We start from the raw sequence: 13,947 nt of genomic DNA, 5'->3' as shown, positions 1-13,947 counted from the left end.
GCCGTGATCGCTGGTTTCGCCAATCACCAACGCCGCAAGAAAAGCGCCGGGGTTGCTGCCAGCCCCTTCTCCCCGTCACTATACGGGGAGAAGGTCCCGGCAGGGGGATGAGGGGCAACACTGATGTCTGCAATTGGCCGCCACGCCTTGCCTCAACAATCGGCAGCCTGCATAGATCGCTAATGACCGTTGAGACCTACCGTCCGCGCCGCTCGGTGCTTTACATGCCCGCCTCGAACGAGCGGGCGCTCGCCAAGATCCCGTCCTTGGCCTGCGACGCGGTCATCATCGATCTCGAGGATGGCGTAGCGCCCGCCGACAAGATTTCCGCGCGCGACAAACTTACCGGCGTTCTGGCCGCGCGGCCCGAACGGCGCTGCGAGATGGTGGTGCGCGTCAATCCGCTCGGCAGTGAATGGGGCATCGACGATCTATTGACCGTCGCCAAGGCCGGGCCGGACGGTATCCTGCTGCCCAAGATCGGCACGCCGCGCGACATCCTCGAGGCCGGCGATCTGCTCGACGACAATTTCGCGCCGGATACGGTGAAGCTGTGGGCGATGATCGAGACGCCGAAGGCGCTGCTCAACATCGGCGCCATCGCCGAGCTCGGCCGCGAACCGGCGTCCCGCCTCGCTTGTTTCGTTGCCGGAACGAACGATCTGGTGAAGGCAACCGGCATTCTGGCAACGCCCGACCGGCGCTACCTGATGCCCTGGCTGATGCAGCTTGTGCTCGCCGCCCGCGCCGGCGGCCTCGACGTGATCGACGGCGTCGCCAATGATTTTCGCGATATGGACGCCCTGGCGCGGGAATGCGCCGAGGCGGCCGCCATGGGTTTTGACGGCAAGTCGCTGATCCACCCCGCCCAGATTGAGCCGGCGAACCGCGCCTTTTCGCCGGCGCCGGAGGCGCTGGCCAGGGCGCGCGCGATCAGGGAGGCGTTCTCCCGGCCCGAAAATGCCGGCAAGGGCGTCATTGCGCTGGACGGCCGCATGGTCGAGCGGCTGCATCTGGCCGAAGCCGAGAAACTTCTGGCGAAGGCCGCGATCATCGGGGCATGATGCGCGGGATATTCAAGACAGGGTCGAAAAATGAAACTTTACCGCTTTCTGTCCGGTCCGGACGACGCCACCTTCTGCCACAAGGTGACGGCGGCCCTGAACAAGGGCTGGCACCTGTTCGGCTCGCCGACCTATGCCTATGACAAGACGACCAAGTCGATGCGCTGCGGCCAGGCCGTGGTGAAGGATGTCGAGGGCCGGGAATATACCTCGGACACCAAGCTCAGCGATTGGTAGGGAAAAGGCGAAGGCCCTCTCAGTTCGTCATCCTAGGGCGGAGCGACGCGAAGCGGAGCGCAGACCCTAGGATCCATGCCGTTACATCTGCCGAAAGGCGCGGCGGGTCAGGATAATTGACGAATTTGCAGCGTCCGGCGGCGGGCGCTCTGTTCTGCACCGCAGTCCTGGCTTTGATCTCACGGCATGGATCCTGGGGTCTGCGCCGCGTCGCTTCGCTCCTTGCTCCGCCCCAGGATGACGAGGTGTGTTTATCCCGCCGCCGCCTGCTCGGCCGCTTCCTCGATCCGCTCCATGTCGTCGTCCGACAGGCCGAAATGGTGGCCGATCTCGTGAATCAGCACATGGGTGACGATGTCGCCCAGCGTCTCCTCGTTCTCGGCCCAGTAATCGAGGATGGCGCGGCGGTAGAGCGTGACGCGGTTCGGCCCCTCGCCGGTTTGCGGGTTCCAGCGCTCGGCGATGCCGCGCCCCTCGAACAGGCCGAGCAGGTCGAAGGGCGTTTCCAGCGACAGGTCGTCCATGATCTCGTCGGTCGGGAACTCGGCGATCTGGATGATGATCTCGCCGGTGAGCTTGCGGAACTCGTCCGGCAGATGGGCGTAGGCCTCCAGCGCCAGAAGCTCCATCTCGTCCATCGACGGCGAGAGTTGGTCGTGCCAGGTGCGGGTCTTGTAGATGCGGGCCATAAAATTTCCTTTGATCCCGGCATATAGGCTTTCGCGCCGATTGAGGCAAATGAGCCGGCTGGCGGGAATGGTCTCGCACGTAATAGCTGACGAATAGGTTCGGCACTGCCTTCGCGTACTCAACTCTGGCGTGCTCAGAGAGGCTAGACTATGACTAGGCGTGAACGGGTAGCTTAGGGGGTAGAAGGGATGGCCCTTGCCGGTGTCAACTTAGACGCGCTCATACCGCGTGAGGATTTCGCAGCAGGAAGTGCTCCTTTTAAGGGAAATCCGACCGGGACGATTAGTATGGGTCTATTAAAGGATGACTTCTTTGTTCAAAGTCTCCGAAAGCCCGATTTTCAGCGCGAAACTTCTAACTGGACGCCGGCCAAAATTGTTGACCTAATTGCCGCATTTCTTGATGGGGATTTGATCCCTGCGATTATTCTGTGGCGTTCAGGGCAGTACGTATTCGTTATCGATGGCGCACATCGTCTCAGCGCATTGCTGGCTTGGATATATGACGACTATGGCGACAGGTCCCGCTCGATAAACTTCTTCCAAAATCAGGTGCCAGAAGAGCAATTGAAATTGGCCGAGCAGACAAGAAAGCTCGTTGAACAAAACATCGGTACCTACTCGTCTTATATCGACGCGAACCGTACTCAGTTCGCCACCGAGAAGATCAAGAATCGAGTTGGAATGATGAATTCCAACTCATTTATCGCCCAATGGGTACCAGCCGTCGATGCCGTGGGCGCAGAGAATTCCTTCTTCAAGATCAACCAGGCACCCACACCGGTTGACCCTGTCGAAAAGCGCATTCTTCGGGCGCGCTCATCAGCCGTAGCTATTGCTACCAGAGCTATTAACCGTGGTGGCTCGGGGCATAAATATTGGGACGACTTCAAGCCTGGGATACAGGCTGAGATTGAACGCTCCGGTCGAGCCGTCCATGACGCTCTCTACCTCCCGCCGATGGGAGATTTGCCTGTTAAGACGTCGGACGTGCCGGTTGGTGGTCGTGGCTACAGTTCGCTACCGTTTATCTTTGATTTGGTGGGGTTAGTAAACGGCGTTGGCGCCAAGGATTCATTGGCTCCTGATGTCGACGGCTCCGAAACGCTTCGATACATTACCACCGTTCAAGGTCGAATCGAGCGTATTACTACGAACGAACCGGAGTCGTTGGGTCTTCATCCTTTGGTGTATTTTTACACAAGAGGCGGCGCATTCCAGCCTATCGCGTTCCTCGCCGTTATGCAGCTTGTCAAGAAGCTGGTGGAGCGCGGACAACTCGATGATTTTACAAGGGTCCGGCGATCCTTTGAAGATTTCCTGCTTGCCCACAAGGAGGCCTTCACTTTGATCGTGAAACGTCAAGGTTCAGGCCCGCGTAGCCGTCCGGCTTTAGAAGACTTTCTTGAGATGGGATTGCGCGGGCTGTGGGAAGGCAAGGTTGACGCGCAAATAATTGAAGGAATGTCTGCTGACAATCGCTTCAGTTTCTTCGCTACGCCTGCTTCAATCAGGGAAAGCGACGGCGGAAGCGGGAGGTTCAATCGGAGCGTCAAATCAGCGGCTTTTGTGGCCGAATTGGCTCAAAGTGGTATTAGATGTGGTATTTGTGGTGGTCTACTGCACCGCAACTCTATGCACACAGACCACAAGGTTGAACGGTCGCTCGGCGGCGGCGCGCATTCGGGCAATGCTCAAGTGACACATCCTTATTGTAACACAGGATACAAAACACGGATTTCGCGTCAGCGTTTAGCGGGTTCCGACATGAGCGACCTATTTCCTCGTTCTCGCCTGTAGGGATACGGAACGTTTAAGAGGTTCCTGAATCCTAAGAATAAATTCCTTACGACTCCGCTTGACTCTTCCGGGGCCCTCTGGAATCTATAGGAACATAACGGGAACAATTGCTGCCGGAAGTGAACGTCATGGCGATGAGCGCCGTGGCGCGGGAAACTGTTTTTGCCCTGCGCCGCCAGATCGCGAAGATCGAGGGAACGCTGCCCGAGCGCCTGGAGGTGCCGGCGGGCGGCGCGCCTAGAGCAATCCCAGGAAGAGCAATTCCAGGAAAAGTGCGAAGCGGTTTTCCGTCCGGAATTGCGGAAAAACAAATATACAGCGATGCGGCCCAGCCGGACATCACCCCCGAAATCGCCATCGTCCGGCGCGGCCTCGCGGTGGCATCGCCGGATGCCTTCCTGCACACAGGCATCGAACGCCTCGACACCGCACTCGGCGGCGGTCTGCCGAAGGCGGCGCTCAGTGAAATCCATGGACTGGAGACGCGCGATGCCGGCGCCGTCGCCGGCTTTGCGCTCTCCCTCACCAGCCTGATCCTCAGAGAGAAACAGGGCCTGCCTGTCCTCTGGATCGGCACGGCGGAAATCTTCCGCGAGGCCGGCTTTCCCTATGCCAGGGGGCTGCATGCCCTCTTCGGCATAGAGCCCGAGCAATTGCTATTTTCCGAGGCGCCAAAACTGCTCGACGCGCTGTGGATCGCCGAGGAGGCCGCCCGCATGACGGCCTTCGCCGCCGTCATCCTCGAAATCCGCGGCAGCCCGCGGCTTCTCCACCTTACCGCGACGCGCCGCCTGCACGCCCGCGCCCAAAGCGCCGGCCGGCCGGTGCTTTTGCTGCGCCAGGCCGGCGAGGCCGAGCCCACCGCGGCGCCGGTGCGCCTCATCGTCTCGGCGGCACCCGCTGCGAGCCGCGAGACGGTCGCCGGCCCGCTCGCCGGCTCGATCGGCCGCCCCGCCTTCACCGTCGAGATCGGCAAGAGCCGCACGGCCCTGCCCGGACAATTCACACTGGAGTGGAGCCCCGATGAGCACGCTTTTGCCGAAAGAACAGAGAATTCTGTCGCTGTGGTTCCCGTATCTCAGCGCGGAGCGGATCCTGCGCCAGCGTCTGGGGCGGTCTTGGCGTTCCCGGCCCTCGCATCACCTGCCGCCAACTCACCCACCGCTGGTGATCAGCCATCGCGACAGCAACGCCCAGCGCATCGCAGCCCTCGACGAGCGGGCTGAAGCACTCAAATTGAAGCGCGGCATGGGCATTGCCGATGCGCGCGCCATGCACCCTTCGATCGATGTGGTGGAGGCCGACACGGAGGCCGACCATCGCCTGCTCGAAGGTCTTGCCGACTGGTGCGACCGCTACACGCCGCTGGTGGCGATCGACGGCGCGGACGGGCTGTTCCTCGACGTCACCGGCTGCACGCATCTGTTCGGCGGCGAGCGCGCCATGCAGGACGAGATCCTCACCCGTTTCTTCGAGCAAGGCTTCGATGTTCGCGCCGGCCTCGCCTCGACGCCGGGGGCCGCCTGGGCGGCGGCGCGCTTCCATGGCGATCGCATCGTGGCCTCCGGCGAGGAGGAGGCGCTTCTGGCACCCTTGCCGCTTTCGGCGTTGCGCATCGCGCCGGAAACCCGCGCCAGCCTCGAAAGCGTCGGCCTGCGCACGGTAGGCGCGGTGATGGCAGCGCCCCGCGCCCCGCTCGCCCGCCGCTTCGGCGCCACCTTGCTGTTGCGCCTCGACCAGGCGCTCGGCCGCCTCGACGAGGCCGTGTCGCCGCGCCTTCCCGTGGCGCCGCTCTCTGTCGAGCGCCATCTTGCCGAACCGATCATGCTCACCGACGACATCGAGCGGCTGGTGAGCCGGCTTGCCATCGCTCTGAAGGCCGATCTCGAACGCCGCGGCGAGGGTGCGCGGGCGCTCGCCCTTTTCCTCTTCCGCGTCGACGGCGCCGTCAGCCGCATCGCGGTCGGCACCTCGCGCCCGATGCGCGAGCCGCAGCTGATCCGAAAACTGTTCCACGAACGGCTGACCGCGCTGGAGCAAAACATCGATGCCGGTTTCGGCTTCGACCTCGTGCGGCTCTCCGTGCTTTCGGTCGCCGCCTTCGACATGCTGCAGGGCGACCTTGCCGGCGAGGCCGCCGACGACGATGCCGACATCGCTTTATTCGCCGACCGCATCCGCGCCCGCCTCGGCGAGGCCGCCGTGCTGAAGCCGGTCGTCGTCGAAAGCCACCTGCCGGAGCGCGCCGTGACCACGGTTCCCTTCGCGGAGGCGCCGCAAAGGCGCATGCCGCCGAAGCAGCCCGGCCGGGCCGCACCGCCGATGACCATCTATCCGCCGGAGCGGCCGGTGCGGCTGTTCCGCTCGCCCGAGCCGATCGAGGTGCCGGCGACCGAGATTCCCGAGGGTCCGCCGATGAATTTCCGCTGGCGGCGCGCGCTCTACCGCGTCGCCCGCGCCGAAGGGCCGGAACGCATCGCCGCCGAATGGTGGCGGCAGCTGCCCGGCGAGGAAGAGGCGCCGACCCGCGACTATTACCGCATCGAGGACAGCGAAGGGCGCCGCTACTGGCTCTACCGCCAGGGCCTCTATGGCAGCGCCCCGCAGGCCGCGCCGCGCTGGTTCATGCACGGGGTCTTCGCATGAACGCGCTGACCGCCATCCCCTATGCCGAGCTCGGCATCCAGTCGAACTTTTCCTTCCTGCGCGGCGCCTCCAAGCCCGAGGAGCTGGTGGTCACGGCAAAATTCTACGGTTTTTCATCGATCGGGCTTGCCGACAGGAACACGGTCGCCGGCGTCGTGCGCGCCTGGCAGCAGGCCAAGGTGGAGAAGCTCGCCTATCATCCCGGCTGCCGCCTGGTTTTTTGCGACGGCACGCCGGACATCCTTGCCTATCCCCGCGACCGCAAGGGCTGGGGACATCTCTGCCGCATGCTGACGCAAGCCAATCTGCGCGACGAGAACGAGAAGGGCGCGACGCTGCTCGAGCTCGACGACCTGCTCGAATGGGGCGATCTGATGTCGCTGGCGGTCCTGCCCTATCTGTCGACGCGCGCGGAAGACAATCTGGCACTAATTAGCCGGCTCAATGATCGCTTCGGCGCTGCGCTCCGGCTCGCCGTGGCGCCGGATTACGGCGGCAACGACCGCTTCCGCATCGAGCAGGCGGCCGCGATGGCCGAACACGCAGGCCTGCCGCTGATGGCGACCAACGACGTGCTCTATCATGCCGCCGAGCGCCGGCCGCTGCAGGATGTGCTCACCGCGATCCGCCTCAACACGCCGGTTTCCGAGGTCGGGCTGGAACTGATGGCGAATGCCGAACGTCATCTGAAGACGCCGCTGGAAATGGCGCGCCTGTTCCGCTGGCATCCTGAAGCGCTGGCGGAAACGCTGCGCTTCGCCGAAGAGCTGACCTTCTCGCTCAGCGACCTCGAATACAATTATCCGGACGAGCCGACCGAATCCGGCCTCGGGCCGCAGGCCGAGCTCGAACGGCTGGCGCGGGAAGGGGCTGTAAGACGCTATCCGGCTGGCGTTCCCGCGGATGTGTCGCAACGCATCGACAGCGAGCTCGCGCTGATCGAGCGCCTGAACTATGCGCGCTATTTCCTGACCGTCCACGACATCGTGAAATTCGCCCGCAGCCAGAACATCCTTTGCCAGGGACGCGGCTCCGCCGCCAATTCGATCGTCTGCTTCTGCATCGGCATCACCGAGGTCGGACCCGAGCGCATCGACACGCTGTTCGAGCGCTTCATCTCCGAGAAGCGCAACGAGCCGCCGGACATCGATGTCGACTTCGAGCATGAGCGGCGCGACGAGGTCATCGCCTATATCTACGAGAAATACAGCGCCAAGCGCACCGCTTTAGCCGCCGCCGTCATCAGCTATCGCGGCCGCTCGGCCTTGCGCGAGGTGGCCAAGGCCATGGGCCTCTCGGAGGACGTCCGGAGCGCCCTGTCGAGCACCATCTGGGGCTGGTCGACCTCCGAGCTCGGCGAAAGGGAGGCCAATGCCGGCGGGCTCGACCGCACCGACCCGCTGTCGCGGCAGGTGCTGGAGCGCGCCAACGAGATCATGGGCTTTCCCCGCCACCTCTCCCAGCATGTCGGCGGCTTCGTCATCACCCGCGACCGGCTCGACGAGGTCGTGCCCATCGTCAAGACGGCGATGGAGGAGCGCAAGATGGTCGAGTGGGACAAGGACGACCTCGACGCGGTGAAGATCCTCAAGGTGGACGTGCTGGCGCTCGGCATGCTGACTTGCCTGAAGCGCGCCCTGACCCTGCTTGAGCATCATTACGATGTGCGAGACGCTCATGATCGCCCGCTGGGATTGGCGACGATCCCCGAAAAGGACGACAGGGTCTACGACATGATCTGCCGGGCCGATACGCTCGGCGTCTTCCAGATCGAGTCGCGCGCCCAGATGTCGATGCTGCCGCGTCTTCGGCCGCGCACCTTCTACGATCTCGTCATCGAGGTGGCGATCGTGCGGCCCGGCCCGATCCAGGGCGACATGGTGCATCCCTATCTGCGTAGACGGCAGGGCAAGGAGAAACCTGAATATCCGAAGCCGGAGCTGAAGGAGATTCTCGGCAAGACGCTGGGCGTGCCGCTGTTCCAGGAACAGGCGATGAAGATCGCCATCGTCGCCGGCGGCTTCCAGCCCGGCGAGGCCGACGAATTGCGGCGCGCCATGGCCACCTTCAAACGCACCGGCACGATCGGCAATTACCGCCAGCGCATGATCGACGGCATGGTCGCCAAGGGCTACGAGAAGGAATTCGCCGAGCGCTGCTTCAAGCAGATCGAAGGTTTTGGCGAATATGGTTTTCCCGAAAGCCATGCCGCCTCGTTTGCGCTGCTCGTCTATGCCTCCTGCTGGTTCAAGACCTTCTATCCCGACGTATTCTGCGCCGCGATTTTGAATTCGCAGCCGATGGGGTTTTACCAGCCGGCCCAGCTCGTCCGCGACGCGCGCGATCATGGCGTCGAGGTGTGCGCGGTCGACATCAACCATTCCGTCTGGGACTGCACGCTGGAACAAGCTGCCTTCGATCCTTCGCGCATCCTCGAACGGCATGCCTCGATGCGCGGTATCATAGAGACGGCTCATGCCGTGCGGCTTGGCTTCCGCCAGATCAAGGGCCTGTCCGAGGAACGGATGGAGGCCGCCGTCGCCCGGCGCGGCGACCGCTATCGATCGGTCAGGGATCTATGGCTGCGTTCGGGCCTCGATGTCGGCGAGATCGAAAGGCTGGCCGAGGCCGACGCCTTCCGCTCGCTCGGCCTCGATCGCCGCGCGGCGCTCTGGGAAGTGCGCGCGCTCGACGGCAGGAGCGCTGCCGAAAAACTGCCGCTGTTCGACCAGCCGTCGCTCCGCCTGCGCGAGCTGGAGCCCGAGACGAAGCTGCCGAAAATGCCGCTCGGCGAGCATGTCGTCCACGACTACCGCTCGCTCGGCCTGTCGCTGAAGCAGCATCCGGTCGCCTTCCTGCGCGAGCGACTCACCCGCGCCGGCATCACGCCCAATGCCAGCCTGCCCTCGGTGCGCGACGGCAGACGCGTCTCCGTTGCCGGCCTTGTGCTGGTGCGCCAGCGCCCCGGCAAGGGCAATGCGATCTTCATCACCCTGGAGGATGAAAAGGCGATCGCCAACGTCATCATCTGGCCGCGCGTCTTCGACCGCTTCCGCTCTGTCGTGATGGGCGCGCGCTTCATCCGCGTCACCGGCAAGCTGCAGCAGGAATCGAACGTCATCCACATCGTCGCCGACAGGATCGAGGATCTCACATCCTGGCTGAGCGTGCTTTTGCGGCCGCCCACCATCGAGCATCAGCCGGATGGCGACACCCGGCCGGATGGATCGGAACGCGTCGCGAGCCGGGGCCTGCCTGTCCGGCAGGACGTCGAGACCCTGTCGGGTGCCGCACAACAGGTCATGCCGAGAGGGCGGAATTTTCAGTGAGGCACAGAGGTCTTCGTTACCCGAGGGCGGAGCAAGGAGCGAAGACCCTGGGATGGGACGAAGATCCTGTGAAGCCGCGTTCCTTCACACCCCCCTCTGTCCTGCCGGACATCTCCCCCGCAAGGGGGGAGATCGGATGTTGCGCGGCTTTCGCCAATTGTCGAGGTCGAAAGAAGGGCGCGGCGCCCAAGCCGCCAATCTCCCCCCTTGCGGGGGAGATGCCCGGCAGGGCAGAGGGGGGTACTGTCCCGCCAGCGTTTCGGATTTCTGCACTGCGGCGGCGTTATGTAATCACGGACGCCCCTTGCCAAACTCGAAGGCCTGCGGCCTCCCCTCCGGAAATGTCCACCAGCGAAAGCCGCTCACGAAGGCCCGCCCAGCCGTGGCTGCGGCGGCAGCACATCTTCGGCCGAGATCGTGCGCGCTTCCGAAGGCAGCATGATCGGGATGCCGTCGCGCACCGGGTAGGCGAGCTTGGCCACGCGCGAGATCAGCTCGCTGCGCTCCGCGTCCCAGGTCAGCGGCCCCTTGGTCAGCGGGCAGGCGAGCAGTTCCAGCAGCTTCGGGTCGACCGTGGCCTTGCGTCCGTCACGTCCGTCTGCTGCCATCGCACTTTTCCTAATACAAACGCCACAGGCTAAGTGTGCTGAGATTCAGGAATATCAATACACTTACTGAAGGCTCGAGCCAAAATCCTCATCCTCGCGCGCCAGCGTTATTTCGGTGATGGCGATCAGCGTCTCGGCGCGCGTCTTCAGATCCGCCGCTTCGAGCAATGCCTGCTTCTCGGCCGGCCCGTAGGGCGCCATCATCGACAGCGCATTGACCAGCATGGCGTTCTCGGCGCGGCTGACGCTTTCCCAGTCGGCCTCGAGGTCATTGGCCTGCAGATAAGCGCGGAACGCCTTGAGCAGGGCCGGCCGGTCGACCTCGGCGGCTGCCTGGTCCTCCTCGAGATCGGCGAGGAACGGCGCGATCCGGCATTGCCGGAACGGCGTCTTAACCGTCAGTTCCTGGGTGACGCGGAAGCGGCAGACGCCTTGCAGCGAGATCAGGTAGCGCCCGTCGCCGGTCTCGGCGAGCGAGATGATGCGCCCGGCGCAGCCGACGCTGCAGAGTTCCGGCTCGCCGTCGTCGCGCAGCGCGCCGTCGAGGCTGGGCTGGATCATGCCGATCAGCCGCGGCCCGGCCATCGCCTCGTCGATCATCTGCAGGTAGCGCGGCTCGAAGATGTTGAGCGGCATGCGGCCGCCCGGCAACAGCAAGGCGCCGGCGAGCGGAAACACCGGGATTGCTGAAGGCAGATCCTTCGCGAGCCGGTAGCGGGCGTTTCCGACCTGCACTTCAACCCTCCACCTGCACTTCAATCCTCGCCCGCACTTCGACTCCAGAACGCGTCGCCGGCCAGCCTGTCAAACCTGCGATCTCCTCTGACCGGCCCGTCTGATCCGATCATCGCCACGGCAAGCCACTATCTGGCGCAGTTGGCGCCTTGCGCAAGCCCGTCCGGCAACAGAGCCGGCAAACGGCTCACGAGAACAGCAGCGACGACAGCTTGCGCCGCGCCGCGAGCGTCGCCTCGTCGGTCATTCCCCAGGCTTCGAAGAACTTCAACAGCTGCGCCCGCGCGCCGTCGTCATTCCATGTCCGGTCGGCCTTGACGATGGCCAGCAGATTGTCGGCGGCCTGCGTCCGCTCGCCGCGCGCATTCTGCACCATCGCCAGGTCGAACCGCGCCTGATGATCGTTCGGATTGGCGGCGAGCCGACGCTCGAACTCGGCCGGGTTGCCGAGCGCGGCCGCTTCCGCCGCGAGCGTCATCTTGGCGCGCAGCGCCGCGAGCGCTGGCGCGTCCTTCTTGTCCTCGGGCGCCTTCGCCAGCGCCGCTTCGGCGCCCTGGCTGTCGCCGGCCTCGAACAGGATCTCGCCAAGTCCGGCGATCGCTTCGATGGTTTCGGGCGCCTGCTCGATGATCGCGTCATAGATATCGGCCGCGGTCTGGACATCGCCCGCCTCGCGCGCCTCGGCGGCCGCGGCCAGCGCTTCGGTGATCTGCGGCGCGCCGCCGCCGCCCTTGCCGCCGACCTTCTGGATGAACTGCGCGATCTGGCTTTCCGGAATCGCGCCCATGAAGCCGTCGACCGGCTGGCCGTCCTTGAAGGCGATGACCGCGGGAATGGACTGGATGCCGAGCTGACCGGCGATCGAGGGATGGTCGTCGATGTTCATCTTGACCAGCTTGACCTTGCCGCCGGTGGCCTTGACCGCCTTTTCGAGCTGCGGCGTCAGTTGCTTGCACGGGCCGCACCAGGGCGCCCAGAAGTCGACCAGCACCGGCTGGCGACGCGATTCCTGGATGACGTCGGCCGCGAATGTCGCGGTCGTGGTGTCCTTGATGAGATCCGCGGCCGCCGGCGCCTCGCCGAGCGAGACCTTGGCGCGGTCGGCCCCGCCATATTGGACGGATTGGGCGTACTGGCCGGCATTGCCGCCAAATGAGCCGCTGAACGGATTGTTGTCACTCATGTCGTCGCCCTTTCGGTCGCGCCGCCGCCGGCATGAAGGCGCAGCGCGTCATTGTCGGAGTTCGGTTTTCGCCGTCCATGTGGCGATCAAGCCGAGACTTTCAAGATAACAGGATCGTGGCCGGTTGCCTCGACGAATCTGACGAGATCGGTGGCGGCGATGGTCGTCGTCGCCTCATTGGTCAGCGGGTGGCCGTTGATGACCTCGTGGCTCATCAACTCCTGGTCGAGGACCACCTTGACCCGGCCGGCCGTGTCGTTGATCAGCCCGAAGACGGTGACCGCGCCCGGAATGACGCCGAGCAGCTCCATCAGCATTTCCGGCTTGCCGAAGGAGACGCGGCCGGCGGCGCCGATCAGATGGTGGATCTGCTTGAGATCGACCTCCGCCTCCTCGCCGACGGTAACGAGAAAGAAATTGTCCTTCTTGTCCTTGAGGAAGAGGTTCTTGGTGTGGCCGCCCGGGATCTCGCCGCGCAGCGCCTGCGAATCGGCAACCGTGAACAGGGGCGGATGGCGCACCGTCGAGACGGAGATGCCGAGATCGGCAAGAAAGGCGTAAAGCTCGGCTTCGGTCTTCGGCATCGGTCCTCACATCATCGGGAAGGCTTATGCCGTTTACGGCCAACCATGCCCTCGGGGCAAGATCGCCCGGCTGGGCCAAGGGAATCCGCCGGTTCGAAACTAGCTCCAAAAAGACCGTCATTTCCCTGTTGCAATCGGCGCGCTCTTCGGCCATATAGGCGCGGCTTGCGGCCCAAGGCCGCGCGAGCGGGTGTAGCTCAGGGGTAGAGCACAACCTTGCCAAGGTTGGGGTCGGGCGTTCGAATCGCCTCACCCGCTCCAGTTTCCCTCAAGGGATCAAGCAAACGAAAAGCCGCGGTTTTCCGCGGCTTTTTCGCGTTTTTGGGCGATTGAAATCGCGGCCCATACAGATGGCTCAAAAGATGCGGGTTACGCGCGGGTTACTTGTTCGCGACGGGGCGCCGAAAACTACAGGACGTTAAACCAGGGGCGGCTAGTTCGTTGAGTGACTCGGTATCAGCCGCCCGTCGCCCCAAACTCGTGGGGAATTCTAACGATCGCCGCATATCCCAACACGCCGCACCTAGTGAGGCTGCGCCGGTTGTGACCGGATATGGTCCCCCAAACCCGCCTTTGTCAGGAGGGATTCATAAATCTGGAGTGACTGCCTCATCAATGACTTGGAGTCGCTTAATATACCCTCTGCATTCTGACCAACCCTGAACGTCAAGAAACTATCTTGAAGTTTATCAAGCGTGCTTTGGTATGCAACTATTTCATCAGACTTTTCCGGGACAACGTACAGCAATTGCGTAGCGGCAAATTGCAGCTTAGCCACGGAAGGGTTTACCTCTGCGATAATTGCTTGATACTTTAACTTATCGGTTTCGTTCACCCCTTTTGAAATCACGTCGATGAGACCTTTAGTGTCACTTGAAAAACTTTCCAGATTTTTCACAAGGAATTCACGTCGTGCCGACTGCAACTCGAATTCTGCATTGATTTTCGGAGCTAGCCAGTAGGTAGCCCAGGCTCCCAACACCATAAGTATCAACGACAACCATACAGGAATAGTATCCTTTAAAAGGACATTTCCCATGTGGGCACAGATTCGCTTGAGTTTGCCGAGCAT

At 63.2% G+C, this 13,947-nt stretch carries 12 protein-coding genes and 1 tRNA gene; 7 read left to right on the top strand and 6 right to left on the bottom strand.

The window, feature by feature from the left end; all coding sequences use genetic code 11:
- Window positions 1-182: 182 nt before the first annotated feature.
- Both RFN30_RS11045 and RFN30_RS11040 read left to right on the top strand, forming a co-directional pair.
- Complete coding sequence (locus RFN30_RS11045) at window positions 183-1,064, top strand: HpcH/HpaI aldolase/citrate lyase family protein (RefSeq protein WP_320262119.1); 882 nt, start codon at window positions 183-185, stop codon at window positions 1,062-1,064.
- Between the two features lie 30 nt (window positions 1,065-1,094).
- Entirely contained in the window at window positions 1,095-1,301 is a 207-nt protein-coding gene (locus RFN30_RS11040; RefSeq protein WP_320262118.1) for a DUF1737 domain-containing protein, read from the top strand.
- A 251-nt stretch (window positions 1,302-1,552) separates the two neighbouring features.
- Here RFN30_RS11040 and RFN30_RS11035 read toward each other — a convergent pair whose 3' ends face one another.
- Window positions 1,553-1,990, bottom strand: a complete 438-nt coding sequence (locus RFN30_RS11035) for a metallopeptidase family protein (protein ID WP_320262117.1) — start codon at window positions 1,988-1,990, stop codon at window positions 1,553-1,555.
- Window positions 1,991-2,179: 189 nt separating this feature from the next.
- Between RFN30_RS11035 and RFN30_RS11030 the strand changes: the two genes are divergently transcribed.
- The 4 genes from RFN30_RS11030 to RFN30_RS11015 all read left to right on the top strand — a co-directional run bounded on the left by RFN30_RS11030 (window position 2,180) and on the right by RFN30_RS11015 (window position 9,765).
- Window positions 2,180-3,790, top strand: coding sequence for a GmrSD restriction endonuclease domain-containing protein (locus RFN30_RS11030; RefSeq protein ID WP_320262116.1), 1,611 nt, complete (start codon window positions 2,180-2,182; stop codon window positions 3,788-3,790).
- A 128-nt stretch (window positions 3,791-3,918) separates the two neighbouring features.
- Window positions 3,919-5,016: an ImuA family protein gene (locus tag RFN30_RS11025; protein ID WP_320262115.1), complete on the top strand. Its 1,098-nt coding sequence runs from the start codon at window positions 3,919-3,921 to the stop codon at window positions 5,014-5,016.
- On the top strand, window positions 4,958-6,436 hold the full coding sequence (locus RFN30_RS11020; RefSeq protein WP_320262114.1) for a DUF6504 family protein: 1,479 nt from the start codon (window positions 4,958-4,960) through the stop codon (window positions 6,434-6,436). The genes RFN30_RS11025 and RFN30_RS11020 overlap by 59 nt, the downstream gene beginning before the upstream one ends.
- Window positions 6,433-9,765 (top strand): error-prone DNA polymerase, encoded by a 3,333-nt coding sequence (locus RFN30_RS11015; protein ID WP_320262113.1) that lies wholly within the window; start codon window positions 6,433-6,435, stop codon window positions 9,763-9,765. The genes RFN30_RS11020 and RFN30_RS11015 overlap by 4 nt, the downstream gene beginning before the upstream one ends.
- Window positions 9,766-10,127: 362 nt before the next feature.
- Here RFN30_RS11015 and RFN30_RS11010 read toward each other — a convergent pair whose 3' ends face one another.
- The 4 genes from RFN30_RS11010 to RFN30_RS10995 all read right to left on the bottom strand — a co-directional run bounded on the left by RFN30_RS11010 (window position 10,128) and on the right by RFN30_RS10995 (window position 12,875).
- Window positions 10,128-10,373, bottom strand: a complete 246-nt coding sequence (locus RFN30_RS11010) for a Trm112 family protein (RefSeq protein ID WP_320262112.1) — start codon at window positions 10,371-10,373, stop codon at window positions 10,128-10,130.
- A gap of 63 nt (window positions 10,374-10,436) precedes the next feature.
- Window positions 10,437-11,108, bottom strand: coding sequence for an LON peptidase substrate-binding domain-containing protein (locus RFN30_RS11005; RefSeq protein ID WP_320262111.1), 672 nt, complete (start codon window positions 11,106-11,108; stop codon window positions 10,437-10,439).
- A gap of 187 nt (window positions 11,109-11,295) precedes the next feature.
- Window positions 11,296-12,291 carry a thioredoxin gene (gene trxA, locus RFN30_RS11000; protein WP_320262110.1) on the bottom strand — a complete coding sequence of 332 codons (996 nt, stop codon included), beginning with the start codon at window positions 12,289-12,291 and terminating at the stop codon, window positions 11,296-11,298.
- Between the two features lie 86 nt (window positions 12,292-12,377).
- Window positions 12,378-12,875: a prolyl-tRNA synthetase associated domain-containing protein gene (locus tag RFN30_RS10995; protein WP_320262109.1), complete on the bottom strand. Its 498-nt coding sequence runs from the start codon at window positions 12,873-12,875 to the stop codon at window positions 12,378-12,380.
- 186 nt (window positions 12,876-13,061) lie between these two features.
- Here RFN30_RS10995 and RFN30_RS10990 point away from each other — a divergent pair.
- Window positions 13,062-13,136: transfer RNA gene (locus tag RFN30_RS10990), tRNA-Gly, on the top strand.
- Between the two features lie 262 nt (window positions 13,137-13,398).
- Here the strand turns inward: RFN30_RS10990 and RFN30_RS10985 are convergent.
- Window positions 13,399-13,947, bottom strand: a complete 549-nt coding sequence (locus tag RFN30_RS10985) for a hypothetical protein (protein ID WP_320262108.1) — start codon at window positions 13,945-13,947, stop codon at window positions 13,399-13,401.

Source organism: Mesorhizobium dulcispinae, assembly GCF_033977345.1.
GTDB lineage: Bacteria > Pseudomonadota > Alphaproteobacteria > Rhizobiales > Rhizobiaceae > Mesorhizobium > Mesorhizobium dulcispinae.
This window is presented reverse-complemented; position numbering and strand designations above follow the sequence as displayed.

Coding starts and splice junctions, on each gene's coding strand:
- RFN30_RS11045 (WP_320262119.1), top strand. CDS start 183: ATGACCGTTGAGACCTACCGTCCGCGCCGCTCGGTGCTTTACATGCCC.
- RFN30_RS11040 (WP_320262118.1), top strand. CDS start 1,095: ATGAAACTTTACCGCTTTCTGTCCGGTCCGGACGACGCCACCTTCTGC.
- RFN30_RS11035 (WP_320262117.1), bottom strand. CDS start 1,990: ATGGCCCGCATCTACAAGACCCGCACCTGGCACGACCAACTCTCGCCG.
- RFN30_RS11030 (WP_320262116.1), top strand. CDS start 2,180: ATGGCCCTTGCCGGTGTCAACTTAGACGCGCTCATACCGCGTGAGGAT.
- RFN30_RS11025 (WP_320262115.1), top strand. CDS start 3,919: ATGGCGATGAGCGCCGTGGCGCGGGAAACTGTTTTTGCCCTGCGCCGC.
- RFN30_RS11015 (WP_320262113.1), top strand. CDS start 6,433: ATGAACGCGCTGACCGCCATCCCCTATGCCGAGCTCGGCATCCAGTCG.
- RFN30_RS11010 (WP_320262112.1), bottom strand. CDS start 10,373: ATGGCAGCAGACGGACGTGACGGACGCAAGGCCACGGTCGACCCGAAG.
- trxA (WP_320262110.1), bottom strand. CDS start 12,291: ATGAGTGACAACAATCCGTTCAGCGGCTCATTTGGCGGCAATGCCGGC.
- RFN30_RS10995 (WP_320262109.1), bottom strand. CDS start 12,875: ATGCCGAAGACCGAAGCCGAGCTTTACGCCTTTCTTGCCGATCTCGGC.
- RFN30_RS10985 (WP_320262108.1), bottom strand. CDS start 13,947: ATGCTCGGCAAACTCAAGCGAATCTGTGCCCACATGGGAAATGTCCTT.